This is a genomic window from Pseudomonas sp. Irchel 3A7 (genome assembly GCF_900187565.1).
In the GTDB taxonomy this organism is placed as follows: domain Bacteria; phylum Pseudomonadota; class Gammaproteobacteria; order Pseudomonadales; family Pseudomonadaceae; genus Aquipseudomonas.
Genome location: NZ_FYED01000003.1, coordinates 108,680 through 130,818 on the forward strand (window position 1 = coordinate 108,680; position 22,139 = coordinate 130,818).

Below are 22,139 nucleotides of genomic sequence, written 5' to 3' on the forward strand. Positions count from 1 at the left end.
GTGCAGCCCGCAAAACAAAGAGCAAAAGTGTTGGGTGTTATCCGGTTCGGGGTGCAAGCGATCAGCTGTCGAAGGCATTCTGTAACCAGTTCAACTGATCGAGGTCGCTATCAATGGCAACCACGTCGAAACGGCAAGGGGAATTGGCCCAGCGCGACTCGCGCTGAAGAAAATACTGCGCGGCAAAAATCAGTTTCTGCCGTTTGCGCTCATCGATGCTATCGAGCGCGCCACCCCATTGAGTGTTTTTTCTGTAGCGAACTTCAACGAATACTACTGTATCGCCATCTAGCATGACCAGATCAAGCTCGCCGCGTTTACACAACCAGTTCTGCGCCAGCAGGCGCAGACCCTGTTGTTGAAGATGCTCGAGCGCCTGGCGCTCGGCATCCTTACCGCTTTGCTGGCGTGACCTGTCAGGCATCAGCGCGAAGTGTCCGGCAGGCGTTGAACCTGACCGTTGATGAACTCGGCCCATGGCAACTGCCGCACGACGCGCTGGTTCTGCGTCATGCCCAGGCTGCCCGATTGACCCTCGATGCGGCTGTCCGGCAGGGCCTTGAGCTGCCCCAGGCGTGGTGCCAGGCGATAGGCATCGACACCCATTGCGTACAGGCGACCCAGGCTGCCAGCGGCTTGAGGCCATTGTGCCGTGACCTGTTTGCGCAGTGGATCATTGGCATCCAGAAGCCATGGGGTTTCGCAGAAGCGAATACCGTTCATGTCGTTGTACTGGTTCACGTCGCCGCTGGCGCTGAACACGTGGGACGTGGCGTAAACCGGAACATCGCCCGCGTACTGGAAGTTCAGGGTCGGTTTGATCTGCTGGGCCTGTTGCGGCGTGGCGGCCAGGAAGATGAACTCGATGTCCTGACGACGGGAAGGCTGGGCGGCGACTTGCGAACCTACCGTGCTTTGCAGGCTCTTGGCGCGACCTTCGCTCTGGCGCAGCTGGAACATGTCGGCAATCTGCTGGGCCAACTGAACCGGCTGGTCGACGCGTTCGGTGGCAACGATGCTGCCGCCATTGGCTTGCCAGTCCTGGCTGAACGCCCGCAGTACGCGGTCGCCCCATTCGCCTTTCGGCACCATGATGGCTGCGCGATGCAGACCGTCGGCGCGGGCGCGGCGGGACACTTCACGGGCTTCGTCTTCGGCTGCAAGACCAAACTGGAACAGTTGCGCCGGACCTTGTTCACCTTCGCTGTAGTTCAGTGCCAGGGTCGTGATCGGCAATTGCGGGCGAGTGCTCAGCTGTTTGACCAGCGGCTTCTCCAGCGGGCCGACGACCAGTTGCACGCCATCGGCCTGGGCCTTGCGATAGAACTCGTCGAGGGAGGTCAGGCGTGAGCTGTCATAGAATTCGATGGCGGGTGGTTGCTGTCCGGCTTGTTGGGCCTGGTAGTGAGCGGCCATGAAACCTTCGCGCAATGCTTTGCCGACCGAGGCCAGCTGGCCGTCTTGCGGCAGCAGCAGGGCGATCTTGCTCAGGGGCTGGCTGGCCAGTTCCTTGAGTTTGGTCAGTGGCAGCGGCAATTGAACGGCGGCTGGGTGTTTCGGGTTCTGCTTGCGCCAGTTGTCGATGGCGGCCTGCTGCTGTTCCAGGGTGCCGGCAGTTTTTACCGCCAGAGCCAGGGCCATCCAGCCGCCGAGGTCATCGGCGGTGCCTGGTTGCAGTTGGTCGGTCGGTAGCGAGGCGATCAGTACCCAGATGGCTTCGTGGTTTTTGCCGGCGGCTTCGCCGCTGAGCATCGGAGCGATGAAGATGCGTTCCCGGGCGGCAGCCAGGGTCTGGCCATCGGCTTCAAGTGCGCGAGCACGGACGGTGCCAGTGCGGACCTGTTGCTCTTCCGGCAATTCCCCCAGGCGCTGCAGGCTCGGATGGCTCAAGGCGGTCAGCGCAGCTTTCGGCTGGTTACGGGTCATGGCCAATTCGGCGGCCAGCGTGTTGGCGAATACCTGCTGGCCGGGCTTGAGTTGCTCCACGGGCACTTGCTGCAGGATCTGCGCGGATTGGGCGGCGTTGCCCTGGCGGTAGGCCAGGTCTGCTGCGCTCAGGCGCAGCAAGGCGGCGTCTTCCGGCGATTTGCTTTGGGCGGCCTTTTCAAGCAGTTGCTCGATACTGGCGTCCGGGGTCCGTGGGAGTTCGCCAAGGCTGGAGGAGGGCGAGCTGGCGCAAGCCGCCAGCAAGGCAGCGAGGCAGAGGGCAGTGAACAGCCGCAGGCAAGCGATCATGTAAGTGTTCCTGATACTCGATCAAATTAGCGTGGAATTGTACCCAAGCGCTGGCCGGGGCGCGATGTTGCTGGCGTGAATCGATCAATTTAGCTGGTGTAAATGTTGCGATGCGGCACAAACAGCTGCAAAACCTGATGGTGCTTGCACATATCGCCAGCGTCGCTACGCGTTACAATGGCGGCTTTATCGATCATGAGGTGTGCGCTTTGACTGCTCCAGGTGCTTTGAATTCCGCTGCTGGCTCGCTTTATGTGGTGGCGACGCCCATCGGCAACCTGGATGACATCAGTGCGCGCGCGCTGAAGATCCTGCGCGAGGTCGCATTGATCGCTGCCGAAGATACCCGGCACTCCCAGCGCTTGATGCAGCATTTCGGCATCCCTACGCCACTGGCGGCGTGCCATGAGCACAACGAGCGCGATGAAGGCAGCCGCTTCATTACCCGCTTGCTCGCGGGTGACGATGTGGCGCTGATCTCCGATGCCGGAACGCCGCTGATTTCCGATCCGGGTTATCACCTGGTGCGTCAGGCCCGTGCGGCCGGGATCAATGTGGTGCCGGTTCCGGGCGCCTGTGCATTGGTTGCTGCATTGTCGGCGGCCGGCCTGCCGTCGGATCGTTTCATCTTTGAAGGCTTCCTGCCGGCCAAGGCGGTGGGGCGACGCGCTCGTCTTGAGGCGATAAAGGAAGAGCCGCGCACGCTGATCTTTTACGAAGCCCCGCACCGCATCCTTGAATGTCTGCAAGACATGGAGCTGGTGTTCGGCGCCGATCGCCCCGCATTGCTGGCGCGCGAGCTGACAAAGACATTCGAAACCCTCAAGGGCTTGCCACTGGCCGAGTTGCGCCAGTTCGTCGAGTCGGACAGTAATCAGCAGCGCGGCGAGTGCGTAGTGCTGGTGGCAGGTTGGTCGGCTCCCGAGAGCGAGGACGCTGTCAGCAGCGAAGCGATGCGCATCCTCAACCTCTTGCTTGAGGAAATGCCGCTCAAGCGTGCTGCGGCATTGGCGGCGCAAATTACCGGTGAGCGCAAGAATGTGCTCTATCAAGTTGCGCTGGATAAACAGAAGGGCGAGTAAAACCCGACGCGCAGGCGTGGCTGAAGGCGTTTATCGCTTGTTCTTCGGGCGCTCTGCCGTTAACCTTCGCGGCGGAGAGTCGATCGGACAGTCGCTGCCCTCTATGAAAATTAGGGGGGGGAGGAAAGTCCGGGCTCCATAGGGCGAAGTGCCAGGTAATGCCTGGGAGGCGTGAGCCTACGGAAAGTGCCACAGAAAATAACCGCCTAAGCGCTTCGGCGCCGGTAAGGGTGAAAAGGTGCGGTAAGAGCGCACCGCACGTCTGGCAACAGTTCGTGGCTAGGTAAACCCCACTTGGAGCAAGACCAAATAGGGTCCCAAGGCGTGGCCCGCGCTGGGACCGGGTAGGTTGCTAAAGATGTCCAGTGATGGCCATCGTAGACGAATGACTGTTCAAGACAGAACCCGGCTTACAGATCGACTCTCCACCTTTTTTCTACCCTCTGCTTAAATCATTTGAGCGGGGGCGGTGATCGCCATTTCCCTTCGTGCAGATCACGATAGAAGGCGTTTTGTGATATCGATTGGCCTGCTCTGGTAACGAACGCATAAACTCCATGCGGTACCCGATTTCTCCCCCTTTCAAAACGTCGGCATAAGCACTTTCGTAATACCGAAAAAATCTTACTCTTAATAAATCACTTTAACTTTCGAACGCAGCCTTCTGTGCTGATTCAAGTTATTGGGCGAATGCATCTGCCGGATTCTCGTTACCCCTCCTTTTATGCTCCTAAATCTCAGTTCTGTAAGGGTTTTCCTTTAATCCGCGCCTTGACGGTGTGGTGGGCGCATTCCTATAGTGTGCGCAAGTGGCGGAAAGTGGCATGAAGTGGGTTTTTTGAGCGCAAAACGCTAATATTTGGAGAAACGCTGACGTGTTTCGCGGAGCCAACGCTATCAGTCTCGATGCAAAGGGCCGTCTCGCCATGCCGAGCCGGTACCGTGACGAGCTCGTTTCGCGTAGTTCCGGTCAGTTGATCGTCACAATTGATGCCGTTGATCCGTGTTTGTGTGTTTACCCCCTCGATGAGTGGGAAATTATTGAAACCAAACTGCGCGCACTGCCTTCGCTTCGCGAAGAGAACCGCCGCCTGCAACGTTTACTGATTGGTAATGCCGTCGACCTCGAGCTCGATGGCAGTGGTCGTTTCCTGGTTCCGCCGCGTCTTCGTGAATATGCCAAGTTGGATAAGCGCGCGATGTTGGTAGGCCAACTGAACAAGTTCCAATTGTGGGACGAGGATGCCTGGAATGCGGTTTCTGCCGCCGACCTGGCTGCTATTCAACAACCGGGCGCCATGCCTGATGAACTGCGTGATTTGATCCTGTGACTATTGATAGCGGCTTTAACCACATCACCGTACTGCTTGACGAAGCCGTCGAGGCTCTCGCCGTACGTCCTGATGGCTGCTATCTGGATGGCACGTTCGGGCGCGGCGGGCATAGCCGGATGATTCTCAGCCGGCTCGGTCCTGATGGTCGGTTGCTCGGATTCGACAAAGATCCTCAAGCGATTGCCACCGGGCAGACGCTAGCGGCCGAAGACGGCCGCTTTGTCGTTGTGCAGCGCAGCTTTGCAGAGCTTGGATCCGAAGTCGCAGAGCGTGGTCTGCACGGCAAGGTCAGCGGCGTTTTGCTCGACCTCGGTGTGTCTTCGCCACAACTCGACGATCCTGAGCGCGGCTTCAGCTTCCTCAACGACGGTCCTTTGGACATGCGCATGGACCCGTCCCGCGGGATCAGTGCGGCGGAGTTCGTCAACAGCGCACCGGTGGAAGAAATCGCCCGGGTGTTCAAGGAATACGGCGAAGAGCGTTTTTCCGGGCGCATGGCCCGTGCCGTGGCCGAGCGTCGCGACATCAAGCCGTTCGAGCGCACCGCCGATCTGGCTGAAGTGTTGAAAGTCGCCAACCCGGCCTGGGAAAAGGGCAAGAACCCTGCTACCCGTGCGTTCCAGGGCCTGCGTATTCACGTAAACAACGAACTGGGCGATCTGGAAGCCGGCCTCGAAGCCGCTCTCGACTGCCTGGAAGTGGGCGGCCGTCTGGTGGTAATCAGCTTCCACTCCCTCGAAGACCGTATCGTCAAACTGTTCATGCGCAAGCTGGTGAAAGGCGAAGCCGACAACCTGCCGCGCAACCTGCCGGTTCGGCATGTCGCCTTCGAACCGAAAATCAAAGTCCATGGCAAAGCGCAGACGGCCTCCGACGCCGAACTCAAGGCCAACCCACGTTCCCGTAGCGCTGTCATGCGTGTGGCGGAGAAGCTGCGGTGAGCAAGCTTTTCGCCAAGCCACTGCCCGGCGGAAGCTTTTTCATGCTGCTGCTGTTCGTTGGCGTGCTCATGTCTGCCATCGGCGTGTCCTACAGCGCCCACTGGAATCGTCAGCTGCTGAATTCGCTGTACAACGAGTTGAGCGTGCGCGACAAGGCCCAGGCCGAGTGGGGCCGATTGATTCTTGAGCAGAGCACCTGGACGGCCCATAGCCGTATCGAAGTGCTGGCCACTGAACAACTGAAAATGCGCATTCCCGGTGCCGCCGAAGTGCAGATGGTGGCGCCATGATGAAACTCGAAGGCGCACTCTTTCCCTGGCGGTTTCGCCTGGTGTTGGGTCTGCTCGGTGTCATGGTGGCGGCGATCGCCTGGCGCATTATCGATCTGCAAGTGGTCGACCGTGACTTCCTCAAAGGTCAGGGTGACGCGCGCAGCGTTCGTCACATTCCGATTCCGGCTCACCGTGGTCTGATCACCGACCGTAACGGCGAGCCTCTGGCCGTCAGTACGCCGGTGACTACCCTGTGGGCCAACGCCAAGGAAATGCAGCTGGCCAAGGAAAAGTGGCCGGCGCTGGCTGCTGCGCTGGGGCAAGACCCGAAAGCCCTGGCCGAGCGTCTCGAAGCCCAGGCCAATAAAGAATTCATTTACCTGGTGCGCGGGCTGACGCCTGAGCAGGGTCAGGCTGTGCTCGACTTGAAAGTGCCGGGAGTTTACGGCATCGAAGAGTTTCGCCGTTTCTATCCGGCCGGTGAAGTCACCGCCCACATGGTGGGTTTTACCGACATCGATGACCATGGTCGAGAAGGTGTCGAACTGGCCTATGAGGAATGGCTTGCTGGAGTCCCCGGCAAACGACAGGTCATCAAGGACCGGCGCGGCCGGCTGATCAAGGATGTCCAGGTCACCAAAAACGCCAAGGCCGGAAAGCCCTTGGCGTTGTCCATTGACCTGCGCCTGCAATATCTGGCGAACCGCGAACTGCGCAACGCAATCATCGAGAACGGCGCCAAGGCCGGCAGCCTGGTGATCATGGATGTGAAGACCGGCGAAATCCTCGCCATGGTCAACCAGCCGACCTACAACCCGAATAACCGCCGTAACCTGCAACCGGCGATGATGCGTAACCGCGCGATGATCGACGTATTCGAGCCGGGTTCGACCATGAAGGCGATTTCCATGAGCGCCGCCATCGAAACCGGGCGCTGGAAGCCGACCGACAGTGTCGAGGTGTATCCGGGCACTTTGCAGATCGGGAAATACACCATCAAGGACGTCTCCAAGACGGAAGGTCCGGTGTTGGATATGACCGGCATCCTGATCAATTCCAGTAACGTCGGCATGAGTAAGGTTGCGTTCGATATCGGCGGTGAAACCATTTTCCGTCTGGCGCAGAAACTTGGCCTCGGCCAGGACACGGGCCTCGGCTTCCCGGGCGAGCGCGTCGGCAACCTGCCGAACTACCGCGAGTGGCGCAAGGCCGAGACGGCCACGTTGTCCTACGGCTACGGTATTTCGGTGACGGCGATCCAGCTGGTGCATGCCTTCTCGGCCCTGGCCAACAACGGCCGCCTCGCGCCGCTGACACTGATCAAAACCGACAAAACACCGCAAACCACGCAGGTGTTGCCGGAAACGGTCGCGAAAACCATGCAGACCATGCTGCAACAGGTGATCGAGGCTCCGCGCGGCGTATTCCGCGCGCAGGTGCCGGCCTATCACGTGGGCGGCAAGTCCGGTACTGCGCGTAAAACCTCGGTCGGCACCAAAGGTTATGCCGAGAATTCCTACCGCTCGCTGTTTGCCGGGTTCGGTCCGATGAGCGATCCGCGTTACGCCATCGTGGTCGTCATCGATGAGCCGACCAAGGCTGGTTACTTCGGTGGTCTGGTTTCGGCGCCGGTGTTCAGCCGAGTGATGTCCGGCACCCTGCGCCTGATGAACGTTACCCCGGACAATTTGCCACCTGTTCAACAAGCCAACGCCACCCCGGTCGTTCCGCTGAAAGCCAATGGAGGGCGCGGCTGATGTCATTAAGTCTGAACAAGATATTTCCCCACGCCGGTCACGATCTGTTGATCCGTGAGTTGGCACTCGACAGCCGCAACGTGCGCGCCGGTGACCTGTTTCTCGCGGTGCCGGGCGGCAGGTTCGACGGTCGCTCGCATATCGGCGATGCATTGCAGCGCGGTGCCGCTGCCGTAGCTTATGAAGTGGAAGGCGCCACCGTGCTGCCGATCACCGATGTGCCATTGATTCCGGTCAAGGGCCTGGCGGCGCAGCTGTCGGATATCGCCGGACGTTTTTATGGCGAACCCAGTCATCACCTGAACCTGATCGGTGTGACCGGGACCAACGGCAAGACCAGCGTGACCCAACTGGTGGCCCAGGCGCTGGACCTGCTTGGCCAGCACTGCGGCATCGTCGGCACCCTGGGTTCCGGTTTCTACGGCGCGCTGGAAAGCGGCCTGCACACCACGCCGAATCCGATTGCCGTGCAAGCGACCCTTGGCGACTTGAAAAAGGCCGGCGCCAAAGCGGTGGCCATGGAAGTGTCGTCCCATGGCCTGGACCAGGGCCGGGTCACCGCGCTGGCGTTCGATGTGGCGGTGATGACCAACCTGTCCCGCGATCACCTGGACTATCACGGCACCATGCACGCTTATGGCGAAGCCAAGGCCAAGCTGTTCGCCTGGAACGATTTGAAATGTCGGGTGGTGAACCTCGACGACGATTTCGGTCGGCAACTGGCCGCCGACAAGCGTGAGTCGCGCTTGATCACCTACAGCCTGCTCGACAAAAGCGCTTACCTGTATTGCCGCGAAGCGCAGTTCGACGACGAAGGGGTGCGCGCCACGCTGGTCACGCCGCAGGGCGAGCACCACCTGCGCAGCACCTTGCTCGGTCGTTTCAATCTGAGCAACGTGTTGGCCGCCATTGGCGCCTTGCTCGGCCTGGACTACCCACTGGACGAAATTCTTAAAGTGTTGCCGAAGCTCGAAGGCCCGGCCGGTCGCATGCAGCGCCTCGGCGGTGGTACCCAGCCGTTGGTAGTCGTCGATTACGCCCACACCCCGGACGCCCTGGAAAAAGTCCTGTCTGCCTTGCGCCCACACGTCAAAGGTCGCTTGCTGTGCCTGTTCGGCTGCGGCGGCGACCGCGATCGCGGCAAGCGTCCGCTGATGGCCGAAGTGGTCGAGCGATTGGCCGACGGCGTGCTGGTCACCGACGACAACCCGCGTACCGAAGATCCAGCGATCATTTTCGACGACATCCGCGCTGGTTTCACGGCTGTGGACAAAGTCACTTTCGTTGCCGGACGTGGCCAGGCGATTGCCCAGCTGATTGCTGGAGCGTCGGCCGACGACGTGATCGTGCTGGCTGGAAAAGGTCACGAGGACTATCAGGAAATCAACGGCGAGCGTCATGCCTTCTCTGATCTGGTCGAGGCCGATCATGCCTTGACCGTGTGGGAGGTAGCCCATGCTTAAAGCCTTGAAACTCAGCGAACTGACCGGCGCATTGAGCGCCCGTTTGATCGGTACCGATGCCAGCTTCGACGGTGTCAGCATCGACAGTCGCGCCATCAAGCCGGGCCAGCTGTTTATCGCTTTGGCCGGTCCGCGTTTCGATGGTCATGACTATCTCAATGACGTGGCGGCCAAAGGCGCCGTGGCGGCACTGGTCGAGCGCGAAGTCGCCGGCAGCAGCTTGCCGCAATTGCTGGTAGGCGACACCCGTCAGGCATTGGGGAAACTGGGCGCACTGAATCGTTCGGCATTCATTCAGCCGGTTGCAGCCGTCACGGGGTCCAGCGGCAAGACCACGGTCAAGGAAATGCTCGCGAGCATCCTGCGTACCCGCGGTCCGGTACTGGCCACCCGTGGCAATTTGAATAACGACCTCGGCGTTCCGCTGACCCTGCTGGAACTGGCGCCGGAACACACTGCCGCCGTGATCGAACTGGGTGCATCGCGCCTGGGTGAAATTGCCTACACCGTCGCCATGACCAAGCCCCACGTGGCCATTCTCAACAATGCCGGGACTGCCCACGTTGGCGAGTTCGGCGGGCCGGAAAAAATCGTCGAAGCCAAGGGCGAGATCATTGAAGGGCTGGATGCCGATGGCGTCGCCGTACTCAATCTGGATGACAAGGCGTTCGAGATCTGGAAGAAACGCGCAGCCGGCCGCAAGGTGCTGACGTTTGCCCTGAGCAACAGCCGCGCAGATTTCCATGCCAGCGATCTGACCACCGACGCGCGTGGCTGCCCGGCGTTCAATCTGCATGCACCCGAAGGTGTGGAGCGCGTTCAGTTGAATCTGCTCGGCACCCATAACGTTGCCAATGCCATGGCGGCTGCGGCCGCCGCCCATGCGTTGGGGGTGTCGCTGTTCGGCATCGCCACGGGCCTGGGCGCAGTGCAGCCGGTCAAGGGGCGCACCGTCGCGCAACTGGCCAGCAATGGCATGCGCGTGATCGATGACACTTACAACGCGAACCCCACCTCCATGTGCGCCGCCGTTGATATACTGGCCGGCTTTTCCGGCCGCACCGTTCTGGTGCTCGGAGATATCGGCGAGTTGGGCGATTGGGCGGAGCAGGGGCATCGCGACGTGGGCGACTACGCCCGGGGCAAGGTTTCTGCGCTGTACGCGGTCGGGCCAATGATGCTTCACGCCGTCAACGCCTTCGGCCCACAGGCTTTTCACTTCAGCACGCAGGCTGAGCTGATCAAGGCCTTGGGCGCCGAGCAAGACACAAACACCACTATTTTGATCAAGGGCTCGCGCAGCGCTGCGATGGAAAACATCGTCGCCGCTTTGTGCGGGACCAGTCTGGAGAAACATTAATGCTGCTGCTGCTAGCGGAGTATCTGCAACAGTTCTACAAAGGCTTCGCGGTCTTCCAGTACCTGACCCTGCGCGGGATTCTCGGTGTACTGACCGCGCTGGTTTTGTCGCTGTGCTATGGCCCGTGGATGATCCGCACCCTGCAGAACCGTCAGATCGGCCAGTCCGTTCGTAACGATGGCCCGCAATCGCACCTGTCCAAGTCGGGCACCCCGACCATGGGCGGCGCGTTGATTCTGTCTTCCATTGGCGTCAGTACCCTGTTGTGGGCTGACCTGACCAACCGTTATGTCTGGGTCGTGCTGCTGGTGACCCTGCTGTTCGGCGCCATTGGCTGGGTCGATGACTACCGCAAGGTGATCGAGAAGAACTCCCGCGGCTTGCCGAGCCGCTGGAAATATTTCTGGCAGTCGGTGTTCGGCCTGGGCGCGGCGATCTTCCTTTATATGACCGCCGCGACGCCGGTTGAAACCACCCTGATCCTGCCAATGCTCAAGGACTACAGCATTCCGTTGGGTGCAGGCTTCATCGTCCTGACCTATTTCGTGATCGTCGGTTCGAGCAACGCGGTCAACCTGACCGATGGTCTCGACGGCCTGGCGATAATGCCGACCGTGATGGTCGGCGGTGGCCTGGGGATTTTCTGCTACCTGTCGGGTAACGTGAAATTCGCCGAATATCTGCTCATTCCTTACGTACCGGGCGCCGGTGAATTGATCGTGTTCTGCGGCGCGCTGATCGGTGCGGGGCTGGGCTTCCTGTGGTTCAACACCTACCCGGCGCAAGTCTTCATGGGTGACGTCGGAGCACTGGCGCTGGGCGCGGCCCTGGGCACCATTGCCGTGATCGTCCGTCAGGAAATCGTCCTGTTCATCATGGGCGGTGTGTTCGTGATGGAAACCCTGTCGGTCGTCATTCAGGTGGCGTCCTTCAAGCTGACCGGTCGCCGCGTATTCCGCATGGCGCCGATTCATCACCACTTTGAACTCAAGGGCTGGCCCGAGCCGCGCGTGATCGTCCGTTTCTGGATCATCACCGTGATTCTCGTGCTGATTGGCCTTGCCACTCTGAAGCTGAGGTAGAAACACGTGTCTCTGATCGCTTCTGACCACTTCCGCATCGTTGTCGGCCTCGGCAAGAGCGGCATGTCCCTGGTTCGCTTCCTGGCGAACCGGGGCGTGGCGTTTGCCGTGGCCGATACGCGGGAAAATCCACCGGAACTGGCCACGCTCAAGCGTGACTATCCGCACGTGGAAGTGCGTTGTGGCGAGCTGGACGTCGAATTCCTGTGCCGTGCCGACGAGCTCTACGTGAGCCCCGGCCTGGCGCTGGCGACCCCGGCCCTGCAGGCTGCCGCTGCCCGTGGCGTGAACCTGTCCGGCGATATCGAGCTGTTCGCGCGTAACGCGAAGGCACCGATCGTGGCGATCAGCGGTTCCAACGCGAAAAGCACCGTGACCACCCTGGTTGGCGAGATGGCGGCTGCGGCCGGCAAGCGTGTCGCCGTCGGCGGTAATCTCGGTACGCCGGCGCTGGACTTGCTACGCGACGATATCGAGCTGTACGTGATGGAACTGTCGAGCTTCCAGCTCGAAACCACCGATCAGCTCAACGCCGAAGTCGCGACCGTACTCAACATCAGCGAAGACCACATGGACCGCTACAGCGGCCTGCCGGCCTATCACCTGGCCAAGCACCGGATTTTCCGTGGCGCGAAGCAGTTCGTGGTCAACCGCCAGGATGCCCTGAGCCGGCCGCTGATGGGCGAGGGCCAGCCTTGCTGGACCTTCGGCCTGAACAAGCCTGACTTCAAGGCCTTCGGTATCCGCGAAGAAGGCGGCGAGAAATACCTGGCCTTCGAGTTCCAGAACCTGATGCCGGTGCGTGAGCTGAAAGTTCGCGGCGCCCACAACCAGTCCAACGCCCTGGCGGCATTGGCGCTGGGCCACGCTGTCGGCCTGCCGTTCGACGCCATGCTGTCGGCGTTGCGCAATTTCGCCGGTCTCGAGCACCGCTGCCAGTGGGTGCGTGACCTGGACGGCGTGGGCTATTACAACGACTCCAAAGCCACCAACGTGGGTGCCGCCCTGGCAGCCATCGAAGGCCTGGGCGCGGACATCGACGGCAAGATCGTGCTGATCGCTGGTGGCGACGGCAAGGGTGCCGAGTTCAAGGACCTGCGCGGTCCGGTGGCGGCCAACTGCCGCGCCGTCATTCTGATGGGCCGTGACTCCGACAAGATCGGCGATGCCATCGGCGATGCCGTGCCGTTGATCCGCGTCGGCTCGCTGGTCGAAGCCGTGGAGCAGTGCCGCGCCGCCGCTCAAGCGGGTGACGTGGTCCTGCTGTCGCCGGCCTGTGCCAGCTTCGACATGTTCAAGAACTACGAAGACCGTGGTCACCAGTTCGTCCGCGCCGTGGAGGATCTGGCATGAGCCTCAGGGGCATCATCAAGCCGTATCCATCGCCGCTCATCACCGGACGCGGTATCGATCTCGACTTTCCGATGCTCGTCGGATGCCTGTCGCTGCTCGGCCTGGGGCTGATCATGATTGCCTCGGCGTCGACCGAAGTGGCGGCCGTACAATCGGGCAGTCCCCTGTATTACATGATTCGCCACCTCATTTATGTCGTGCTGGGCCTGGGTGCCTGCATTGTCACCATGATGATTCCGATCGCCACCTGGCAACGCCTGGGCTGGCTGATGCTGCTGGGTGCCTTCGGGTTACTGGTGATGGTGATCATTCCGGGGATCGGTCGTGAAGTGAACGGTTCGATGCGCTGGATCGGCTTCAGCTTCTTCAACGTACAACCTTCCGAAATCGCCAAGGTGTTCGTGGTGATTTACCTCGCCGGCTATCTGGTGCGCCGTCAGAAAGAAGTGCGTGAGAGCTGGATGGGGTTCTTCAAGCCGTTCATCGTTCTGCTGCCGATGGCGGGCCTGCTACTGATGGAGCCGGACTTCGGTGCCACCGTCGTGATGATGGGGGCTGCCGCGGCGATGCTGTTCCTCGGCGGGGTCGGGCTGTTCCGCTTTTCCTTGATGGTGGTGCTGGCGGTCGGTGCGGTGGTGTTGTTGATTCAAATGCAGCCGTATCGAATGGCGCGCCTGACCAACTTCGCCGATCCGTGGGCCGACCAGTTCGGTGCCGGTTATCAGTTGTCTCAAGCCTTGATCGCTTTCGGTCGCGGCGAATGGCTGGGCGTTGGCCTGGGTAACAGCGTGCAGAAACAATTCTATCTGCCGGAAGCCCACACCGACTTCGTGTTCTCGGTCCTTGCCGAAGAACTGGGTGCCGTGGGTTCGCTGTGCACGGTCGCGCTGTTCGTCTTTGTCTGTATTCGCGGCATGTACATCGGATTGTGGGCCGAGAAGGCCAAGCAGTTTTTTGCCGCCTATGTGGCCTACGGCTTGTCATTCCTGTGGATTGGTCAGTTCCTGATCAACATCGGGGTGAACGTCGGGCTGCTGCCGACCAAGGGGCTGACCTTGCCGTTTCTCAGTTATGGCGGCAGTTCGTTGGTGATCTGCTGCGCCTGTCTCGGCTTGCTGCTGCGCATCGAGTGGGAGAGTCGAACCCACCTGGGCAGTGAAGAGATGGAATTCCATGAGAGCGACTTCGCCGAGGAGCCGAACCATGGGCGCTAATGTATTGATCATGGCCGGCGGTACCGGTGGCCACGTGTTCCCGGCGCTGGCCTGTGCCCGCGAGTTCCAGTCCCGCGGTTATTCCGTGCACTGGCTCGGCACGCCGCGCGGCATCGAGAACGACCTGGTTCCGGCGGCCGGCATCGAGCTGCACCGGATTCACGCCAGCGGTCTGCGTGGCAAGGGCAAGTTGTCCCTGCTCAAGGCGCCGTTCATGTTGCTCAAGTCGGTCTGGCAGGCGCGGGCGATCATTCGTCGGTTGCGGCCGGTCTGCGTGGTCGGCTTTGGTGGTTATGTGACCGGTCCTGGCGGTGTCGCCGCCAAACTGGCCGGTGTGCCGGTGATCGTTCATGAGCAGAACGCCGTGGCCGGTACCGCCAATCGGCTGCTGGTGCCGTTGGCCGCCCGGGTCTGTGAAGCGTTCCCCGACACCTTTACCCTGTCGAACAGCCGTCGGACCACCGGTAACCCGGTGCGCACCGAGCTGTTCCTCGAAACACCGCGACCAGCCCTGGCCGGTCGCAAGGCGCGTTTGCTGATCCTGGGCGGAAGCCTGGGTGCAGAGCCGTTGAACAAGTTGCTGCCTGAAGCCCTGTCGCAAGTCGCCGCCGACTTGCGCCCGGACGTGTTCCATCAGGCCGGCAAAAACCACGATGGAGTGACTGCAGAGCGCTATCGCGCGGCTGGCGTCGAGGCGCAAGTGCAGCCTTTCATCAAAGACATGGCCCAAGCCTATGGCTGGGCCGACCTGGTGGTATGTCGCGCAGGCGCGCTGACCATCAGCGAACTGGCTGCCGCCGGTCTGCCCTCGATGCTGGTGCCCTTGCCCCATGCGATCGACGATCACCAGACCCGCAACGCCGATTATTTGGCCCGCGAAGGCGCAGCCTTCCTGATGCCGCAAAGAACGACTGGCGCAGCGGATCTTGCCGCTCGCCTGACAGAGGTCCTGATGCAACCGCAACGACTCAATGATATGGCCACCGCGGCCCGCCGCCTGGCCAAACCCGATGCCACCCGTAACGTGGTCGATACCTGCCTGGAGGTGGCCCATGGTTGAGAACAAGAAAGCCATGCCACAACCGGAAATGCGCCGCATCCGTCGCATCCACTTCGTCGGAATCGGCGGCGTGGGCATGTGCGGGATTGCCGAAGTGTTGCTGAACCTGGGCTATGAAGTGTCCGGTTCCGACCTGAAAGCATCGCCGGTCACCGAGCGCCTGGAATCCTTCGGCGCGCAGATTTTCATCGGTCACCGCGCCGAAAACGCTGCCGCGGCCGACGTGCTGGTGGTGTCGAGTGCCGTGAACACGTCCAACCCGGAAGTTGCCACCGCGCTGGAGCGCCGCATTCCCGTGGTGCCGCGTGCAGAAATGCTGGCCGAGCTGATGCGCTATCGCCACGGCATCGCCGTCGCCGGTACCCATGGCAAAACCACCACCACCAGCCTGATCGCTTCGGTGTTTGCCGCCGGTGGCCTGGACCCGACCTTCGTCATCGGTGGCCGTCTGAATGCCGCGGGCACCAATGCCCAGCTCGGCACCAGCCGTTACCTGATCGCCGAGGCTGACGAAAGCGATGCCAGTTTCCTGCATCTGCAGCCGCTGGTGGCCGTGGTCACCAACATCGACGCTGATCACATGGCGACCTACGACGGTGACTTCAACAAACTGAAGAAAACCTTCGTCGAGTTCCTCCACAACCTGCCGTTCTACGGTCTGGCCGTGGTGTGCCTGGACGATCCGGTGGTGCGTGAAATCCTGCCGCAGGTCAAGCGTCCGACCGTCACCTATGGCTTTGGCGAAGACTGCGACGTACGCGCCATCAATGTCCGCCAGCAGGGCATGCAGACCTTCTTTACCGTGCTGCGTCCGGATCGCGAGCCGCTGGATGTCTCGGTGAACATGCCGGGTAACCACAACGTGCTCAACGCACTGGCGACCATTTGCATCGCCACCGACGAAGGCGTCAGCGATGAAGCCATCGTCCAGGGCCTGTCCGGGTTCCAGGGCGTCGGCCGACGCTTCCAGGTCTACGGCGAACTGCCGGTAGACGGCGGCAACGTGATGCTGGTCGACGATTACGGCCACCACCCGACCGAAGTCGCGGCGGTGATCAAGGCCGTGCGTGGTGGCTGGCCGGAGCGCCGGTTGGTGATGGTCTATCAGCCGCACCGCTATAGCCGTACCCGCGATCTGTATGACGACTTCGTCAATGTACTGGCCGACGCCAACGTGCTGCTGTTGATGGAAGTCTATCCAGCCGGCGAAGAGCCGATCCCGGGTGCCGACAGCCGCAAGCTGTGCAACAGCATCCGCCAGCGCGGCCAGCTCGACCCGATCTACATCGAGCGGGGTGTCGATCTCGCGCCGGTGGTCAAGCCGCTGCTGCGCGCCGGCGACATTCTGCTGTGCCAGGGCGCCGGTGATATCGGCGGTCTCGCACCGAAACTGTTGAAAAGTGAGTTGTTCGCCGGCGCCGTGGCTGCGCCGGTCGAGGGGAAGTTGAAATGACTGCTGCCTACGCCAACCTCGTCTCCACTGTCGCGCCGAAAGACTTCGGCCGGGTCGCCGTGCTGTTCGGTGGCAAGAGCGCCGAGCGCGAAGTGTCCCTGAAGTCGGGCAACGCCGTTCTCGATGCGCTGCAAAGCGCGGGTGTGGATGCGTTCGGTCTCGACGTGGGCGATGACCTGCTGCAGCGTTTGCTGAGCGAAAAAATCGACCGCGCCTTCATCATCCTCCACGGTCGTGGCGGTGAAGACGGCAGCATGCAGGGCCTGCTCGAATGCCTGGGCATTCCTTACACCGGCAGCGGCATCCTTGCGTCGGCGCTGGCCATGGACAAGCTGCGCACCAAGCAGGTCTGGCACAGCCTGGGCATTCCGACGCCTCGTCACGCCGTGTTGAGCAGCGAAGCCGACTGTATTTGCGCGGCAGCGGAACTGGGCATGCCTTTGATCGTCAAACCGGCCCATGAAGGTTCAAGTATCGGGATGGCCAAAGTGACTTCCGCGTCCGAGTTGATCGACGCCTGGAAAGCGGCCAGTACCTACGATTCGCAAGTGTTGGTCGAGCAATGGATTCAAGGTCCGGAGTTCACCATCGCCACCCTGCGTGACCAGGTGTTGCCACCGATTGCCCTGGGCACGACGCACAGCTTCTACGACTACGACGCCAAGTACATCGCCAACGATACCCAGTACCGCATTCCGTGTGGCCTGGACAGCGTCAAGGAAAAGGAACTCATGGATCTCACGGCGAAAGCCTGTGAGGCGCTGGGTATCGCCGGTTGGGGCCGGGCGGACGTGATGCAGGACGCCGACGGGCAGTTCTGGTTCCTGGAGGTCAACACCGCACCGGGCATGACCGATCACAGTCTGGTGCCAATGGCGGCCCGTGCCGCCGGCCTGGATTTCCAGCAACTGGTTCTGGCGATCCTGGCAGCAAGCATTGAGGCGCGAGGATAAAACGATGCAAGGCGCACAGCTACGTCATCAGCCATCCGCACCCGGTCGCAAGCCGGTGCCGCGGGGTGCCAGCCGAATGGTGGCCAAAGAGCCGATGTCCGCGCGCCTGCCGAAAGCCAATTTTGGTTTTCTGAAAAGCCTGTTCTGGCCAGTGCTGTTGGTTGCACTGGGGTTCGGTACTTACGAAGGCGCGCAGCGTTTGCTGCCGTACGCCGACCGGCCGATCACCAAAATCAACGTGCAGGGCGACTTGAGCTACATCAGCCAGCAAGCGGTGCAACAGCGAATCGCCCCGTATGTGGCGTCGAGCTTCTTCACCATCGACCTGGCGAGCATGCGCACCGAGCTGGAACAGATGCCATGGATTGCCCACGCCGAAGTGCGTCGGGTATGGCCGGATCAAGTGGTGATCCGCCTGGAAGAACAACTGCCGGTGGCCCGTTGGGGCGACGAATCGCTGTTGAACAACCAGGGGCAGGCGTTCACCCCGCGTGAACTGGCCAATTACGAACACCTGCCACAACTGTTCGGCCCACAGCGGGCTCAACAGCAAGTGATGCAGCAATACCAGGTACTGAGCCAGATGCTCCGGCCGCTGGGCTTCTCGATTGCACGCCTGGAATTGCGTGAACGAGGCAGCTGGTTCCTGACCACTGGCCCCGGTAGTGCGGGCCCCGGAATCGAGCTGCTGCTGGGACGCGGCAACCTGGTAGAGAAGATGCGCCGTTTCATTGCCATCTATGACAAGACGCTCAAAGAACAGATTACGAACATTGCGCGCATCGATCTGCGCTACGCCAACGGCCTCGCTGTTGGCTGGCGGGAACCTGTAGCGCCGACGACAGCCGTACCCGCTGTCGCGAAGAATTAAGAGAGGCAGGACCCATGGCAAACGTGCAAAGCGGCAAAATGATCGTCGGTCTCGATATCGGCACCTCCAAGGTGGTGGCGTTGGTAGGCGAGGTCGCGGACGATGGCACGCTCGATATCGTCGGGATCGGTACGCACCCGTCCCGCGGCCTGAAGAAGGGCGTGGTGGTGAACATCGAGTCCACCGTGCAGTCGATCCAGCGCGCCATTGAAGAAGCGCAGCTGATGGCTGGTTGCCGTATCCACTCGGCGTTCGTGGGCGTGGCCGGTAATCACATCCGCAGCCTGAACTCCCACGGCATCGTGGCGATTCGTGATCGCGAAGTCAGCTCCGCCGACCTCGAACGCGTCCTCGACGCTGCCCAGGCCGTGGCGATTCCGGCGGACCAGCGCGTGCTGCACACCCTGCCGCAGGATTACGTGATCGATAACCAGGAAGGTGTCCGCGAGCCTCTGGGCATGTCCGGCGTACGTCTGGAAGCCAAGGTTCATGTGGTCACCTGCGCCGTCAACGCCGCTCAGAACATTGAGAAATGCGTGCGTCGCTGCGGTCTGGAAATCGACGACATCATTCTCGAACAACTGGCGTCCGCTTACTCGGTGCTGACCGATGACGAGAAAGAGCTGGGCGTGTGCCTGGTGGACATCGGCGGCGGCACCACCGACATCGCGATCTTCACCGAAGGCGCGATCCGTCACACCGCGGTGATCCCGATTGCGGGCGATCAGGTGACCAACGACATCGCCATGGCGTTGCGCACCCCGACCCAGTACGCCGAAGAAATCAAGATCCGCTACGCCTGCGCCCTGGCCAAACTGGCCGGCGCCGGCGAAACCATCAAGGTGCCAAGCGTTGGCGACCGTCCGCCGCGCGAGCTGTCCCGTCAGGCCCTGGCCGAAGTGGTCGAGCCGCGTTACGACGAGCTGTTCACGCTGATCCAGGCCGAACTGCGCCGCAGTGGCTACGAAGACCTGATCCCGGCCGGCATCGTGCTGACCGGCGGTACCTCGAAGATGGAAGGCGCTACCGAACTTGCCGAGGAAATCTTCCACATGCCGGTGCGCCTGGGCGTGCCACACGGCGTGAAAGGCCTCGATGACGTGATCCGCAACCCGATTTATTCCACCGGTGTCGGCCTGTTGATGTACGGCCTGCAGAAGCAATCCGACGGCATTTCGTTCTCGGGTATCGGCAGCCGCGACAGCTACAGCAACGAAGAACCGAAAGGCGCCTTGCTCGATCGAATCAAGAGCTGGGTCCAGGGCAATTTTTAAGAAGCAGCTTCAAGCCACAAGCTTCAAGCGGCAAGAGCAGAGCAAGAGCAGAGCAAGAGCAGAGCAAGAGCAGTAAGAGCGGCAGGCAGCAAAAGCAGTAGGCGAAAAAACTAGAGAACGTAAAGGAGAGGGAAAATGTTCGAACTCGTAGACAACATCCCCGCAAGCCCGGTTATTAAAGTTATCGGTGTTGGCGGTGGCGGCGGCAACGCCGTGAATCACATGGTCAAGAGCAACATTGAAGGCGTTGAGTTCATCTGCGCCAACACTGATGCCCAGGCGCTCAAGAGCATCAGCGCGCGGACCATCCTGCAACTGGGTACCAGCGTGACCAAAGGTCTGGGCGCCGGTGCCAACCCTGAAGTAGGTCGTCAGGCCGCTCTCGAAGACCGTGAGCGCATTGCCGAAGTCCTGCAGGGCACCAACATGGTGTTCATCACCACCGGCATGGGCGGTGGTACCGGTACCGGTGCTGCGCCGATCATTGCTGAAGTGGCCAAGGAAATGGGGATCCTCACCGTTGCGGTGGTGACCCGTCCGTTCCCGTTCGAAGGTCGCAAACGCATGCAGCTCGCCGACGAAGGCATCCGCCTGCTGTCGGAAAGCGTCGACTCGTTGATCACCATTCCCAACGAGAAGCTGCTGACCATCCTCGGTAAGGACGCCAGCCTGCTGTCGGCTTTCGCCAAGGCTGACGATGTATTGGCCGGTGCCGTTCGCGGTATCTCCGACATCATCAAGCGTCCGGGCATGATCAACGTCGACTTTGCCGACGTACGCACCGTGATGAGCGAAATGGGCATGGCGATGATGGGCACTGGCTGCGCCAGCGGTCCGAACCGTGCGCGTGAAGCGACTGAAGCGGCCATCCGTAACCCGTTGCTCGAAGACGTGAACCTGCAAGGCGCACGCGGCATCCTGGTGAACATCACCGCCGGTCCTGACCTGTCCCTGGGTGAGTACTCCGACGTGGGTAGCATCATCGAAGCCTTCGCTTCCGAGCACGCCATGGTCAAGGTCGGTACCGTTATCGATCCGGACATGCGCGACGAGCTGCACGTGACTGTGGTGGCGACTGGTCTGGGCGCTAAAATCGAGAAGCCTGTGAAGGTCATCGACAATACCGTTCACACCTCGATGGCTTCCCAGCCGCAACAACAAGCCCCTGTTCGTCAGGAAGCTCCAGCGGTGAACTACCGTGACCTGGACCGTCCGACCGTCATGCGCAACCAGGCCCAGGCCGGTGCTGCGACTGCCGCGAAGATGAATCCGCAGGATGATCTGGACTACCTGGACATCCCGGCTTTCCTGCGTCGTCAGGCCGATTGATGAAATGTATCAGGGCTATGAAGGTGATTGGTGTTCAGCAAAGGCGTGGTCTGCTATCATCGCCAGCCTTTGTTGATACCAGTTCGCAATTTGCGCTGAAGCGGCCCAAGCCATGATTAAACAACGCACACTGAAAAATATTATCCGTGCCACAGGTGTAGGTCTGCACTCCGGGGAGAAGGTTTACCTGACCCTCAAGCCTGCGCCGATCGACACCGGCATCGTCTTTCGCCGTGCCGACCTCGATCCCGTGGTCGAGATTCCGGCTCGTGCGGCCAACGTCGGCGAGACAACCATGTCGACGACGCTGGTCAACGGTGACGTGAAGGTGGATACGGTGGAGCACTTGCTCTCGGCCATGGCTGGCCTGGGCATCGATAACGCCTACGTCGAGCTCTCCGCGTCCGAAGTCCCGATCATGGATGGCAGCGCTGGACCCTTCGTATTTCTGATTCAGTCGGCTGGCCTGGAAGAACAGGACGCCGCCAAGAAGTTCATCCGTATCCTGCGGGAAGTGACAGTGGAAGACGGCGACAAGCGCGCCACTTTCGTCCCTTTCGAAGGTTTCAAGGTGAGCTTCGAGATCGATTTCGATCACCCGGTTTTCCGTGACCGCACACAAAGTGCAAGCGTGGATTTTTCCAGCACTTCGTTCGTAAAAGAAGTCAGCCGCGCCCGTACCTTTGGTTTCATGAGTGACATCGAGTACCTGCGCAAGCACAACCTCGCACTCGGCGGCAGCGTTGAAAACGCCATCGTGGTCGACGCGGATGGTGTACTGAACGAAGACGGTCTTCGCTACGAAGACGAATTCGTGAAGCACAAGATCCTCGATGCAATTGGTGACCTCTACCTGCTGGGCAATAGCCTGATTGGTGAGTTCAAGGGCTTCAAGTCCGGCCACGCACTGAACAACCAGCTGCTGCGCAAGTTGATTGAGCAGACAGATGCCTGGGAAGTCGTGACGTTCGAAGACGCCAGCACTGCACCGATCTCTTACATGCGCCCTGTTGCGGCCGTGTAAGTAAAAAACCTCTCTAGTTTTTTAAAGGCTACCTTCGGGTGGCCTTTTTTTATGCTCGGGTTTTGTGGTGTCTGCACCGGCC

At 60.8% G+C, this 22,139-nt stretch carries 19 protein-coding genes and 1 other RNA gene; 18 read left to right on the forward strand and 2 right to left on the reverse strand.

Features of this window, described 5'->3' with window-relative positions; genetic code table 11:
- Positions 1-61: 61 nt before the first annotated feature.
- The gene (locus CKW21_RS05430) at positions 62-424 is read right to left on the reverse strand and encodes a YraN family protein (protein WP_095192987.1); all 363 of its coding nucleotides are present in this window, start codon (positions 422-424) and stop codon (positions 62-64) included.
- Positions 424-2,235: a penicillin-binding protein activator gene (locus CKW21_RS05435; RefSeq protein ID WP_095192988.1), complete on the reverse strand. Its 1,812-nt coding sequence runs from the start codon at positions 2,233-2,235 to the stop codon at positions 424-426. Before CKW21_RS05435 ends, CKW21_RS05430 begins: the two co-directional genes overlap by 1 nt.
- A gap of 209 nt (positions 2,236-2,444) precedes the next feature.
- Here CKW21_RS05435 and rsmI point away from each other — a divergent pair, with 209 nt between their 5' ends.
- The 18 genes from rsmI (at position 2,445) to lpxC (ending at position 22,057) form a co-directional block, all read left to right on the forward strand.
- A complete protein-coding gene (gene rsmI / locus CKW21_RS05440) occupies positions 2,445-3,317 on the forward strand; it encodes a 16S rRNA (cytidine(1402)-2'-O)-methyltransferase (RefSeq protein ID WP_095193286.1) in 873 nt (290 codons plus the stop codon).
- Between the two features lie 75 nt (positions 3,318-3,392).
- An RNA gene (rnpB, locus tag CKW21_RS05445) (RNase P RNA component class A) lies at positions 3,393-3,746 on the forward strand.
- A 446-nt stretch (positions 3,747-4,192) separates the two neighbouring features.
- Positions 4,193-4,648, forward strand: a complete 456-nt coding sequence (gene mraZ, locus CKW21_RS05450; RefSeq protein ID WP_003205355.1) for a division/cell wall cluster transcriptional repressor MraZ — start codon at positions 4,193-4,195, stop codon at positions 4,646-4,648.
- A complete protein-coding gene (gene rsmH, locus CKW21_RS05455; protein ID WP_371917507.1) occupies positions 4,645-5,592 on the forward strand; it encodes a 16S rRNA (cytosine(1402)-N(4))-methyltransferase RsmH in 948 nt (315 codons plus the stop codon). The genes mraZ and rsmH overlap by 4 nt, the downstream gene beginning before the upstream one ends.
- Entirely contained in the window at positions 5,589-5,882 is a 294-nt protein-coding gene (ftsL, locus tag CKW21_RS05460; protein WP_095192989.1) for a cell division protein FtsL, read from the forward strand. Before rsmH ends, ftsL begins: the two co-directional genes overlap by 4 nt.
- Complete coding sequence (locus CKW21_RS05465) at positions 5,882-7,621, forward strand: penicillin-binding protein 2 (RefSeq protein ID WP_170948635.1); 1,740 nt, start codon at positions 5,882-5,884, stop codon at positions 7,619-7,621. The genes ftsL and CKW21_RS05465 overlap by 1 nt, the downstream gene beginning before the upstream one ends.
- Positions 7,621-9,084, forward strand: coding sequence for a UDP-N-acetylmuramoyl-L-alanyl-D-glutamate--2,6-diaminopimelate ligase (locus CKW21_RS05470; RefSeq protein ID WP_095192991.1), 1,464 nt, complete (start codon positions 7,621-7,623; stop codon positions 9,082-9,084). The genes CKW21_RS05465 and CKW21_RS05470 overlap by 1 nt, the downstream gene beginning before the upstream one ends.
- Positions 9,077-10,444, forward strand: coding sequence for a UDP-N-acetylmuramoyl-tripeptide--D-alanyl-D-alanine ligase (gene murF, locus CKW21_RS05475; RefSeq protein ID WP_095192992.1), 1,368 nt, complete (start codon positions 9,077-9,079; stop codon positions 10,442-10,444). Before CKW21_RS05470 ends, murF begins: the two co-directional genes overlap by 8 nt.
- Positions 10,444-11,526, forward strand: coding sequence for a phospho-N-acetylmuramoyl-pentapeptide-transferase (gene mraY, locus CKW21_RS05480; protein ID WP_008016698.1), 1,083 nt, complete (start codon positions 10,444-10,446; stop codon positions 11,524-11,526). The genes murF and mraY overlap by 1 nt, the downstream gene beginning before the upstream one ends.
- 6 nt (positions 11,527-11,532) lie before the next feature.
- The gene (gene murD / locus CKW21_RS05485; RefSeq protein WP_095192993.1) at positions 11,533-12,879 is read left to right on the forward strand and encodes a UDP-N-acetylmuramoyl-L-alanine--D-glutamate ligase; all 1,347 of its coding nucleotides are present in this window, start codon (positions 11,533-11,535) and stop codon (positions 12,877-12,879) included.
- Entirely contained in the window at positions 12,876-14,093 is a 1,218-nt protein-coding gene (gene ftsW / locus CKW21_RS05490) for a putative lipid II flippase FtsW (protein ID WP_095192994.1), read from the forward strand. The genes murD and ftsW overlap by 4 nt, the downstream gene beginning before the upstream one ends.
- The gene (murG, locus tag CKW21_RS05495; RefSeq protein ID WP_095192995.1) at positions 14,083-15,153 is read left to right on the forward strand and encodes an undecaprenyldiphospho-muramoylpentapeptide beta-N-acetylglucosaminyltransferase; all 1,071 of its coding nucleotides are present in this window, start codon (positions 14,083-14,085) and stop codon (positions 15,151-15,153) included. The genes ftsW and murG overlap by 11 nt, the downstream gene beginning before the upstream one ends.
- Entirely contained in the window at positions 15,146-16,606 is a 1,461-nt protein-coding gene (gene murC, locus CKW21_RS05500) for a UDP-N-acetylmuramate--L-alanine ligase (protein WP_095192996.1), read from the forward strand. Before murG ends, murC begins: the two co-directional genes overlap by 8 nt.
- Positions 16,603-17,559 carry a D-alanine--D-alanine ligase gene (locus CKW21_RS05505; RefSeq protein WP_095192997.1) on the forward strand — a complete coding sequence of 319 codons (957 nt, stop codon included), beginning with the start codon at positions 16,603-16,605 and terminating at the stop codon, positions 17,557-17,559. The genes murC and CKW21_RS05505 overlap by 4 nt, the downstream gene beginning before the upstream one ends.
- Positions 17,560-17,563: 4 nt before the next feature.
- Positions 17,564-18,430 carry a cell division protein FtsQ/DivIB gene (locus tag CKW21_RS05510; protein WP_095192998.1) on the forward strand — a complete coding sequence of 289 codons (867 nt, stop codon included), beginning with the start codon at positions 17,564-17,566 and terminating at the stop codon, positions 18,428-18,430.
- Positions 18,431-18,444: 14 nt separating this feature from the next.
- A complete protein-coding gene (ftsA, locus tag CKW21_RS05515; protein ID WP_095192999.1) occupies positions 18,445-19,704 on the forward strand; it encodes a cell division protein FtsA in 1,260 nt (419 codons plus the stop codon).
- A gap of 135 nt (positions 19,705-19,839) precedes the next feature.
- Positions 19,840-21,033: a cell division protein FtsZ gene (gene ftsZ / locus CKW21_RS05520; protein ID WP_095193000.1), complete on the forward strand. Its 1,194-nt coding sequence runs from the start codon at positions 19,840-19,842 to the stop codon at positions 21,031-21,033.
- Positions 21,034-21,145: 112 nt separating this feature from the next.
- Positions 21,146-22,057: a UDP-3-O-acyl-N-acetylglucosamine deacetylase gene (lpxC, locus tag CKW21_RS05525; RefSeq protein ID WP_027619572.1), complete on the forward strand. Its 912-nt coding sequence runs from the start codon at positions 21,146-21,148 to the stop codon at positions 22,055-22,057.
- The last annotated feature ends 82 nt before the right edge of the window (positions 22,058-22,139 follow it).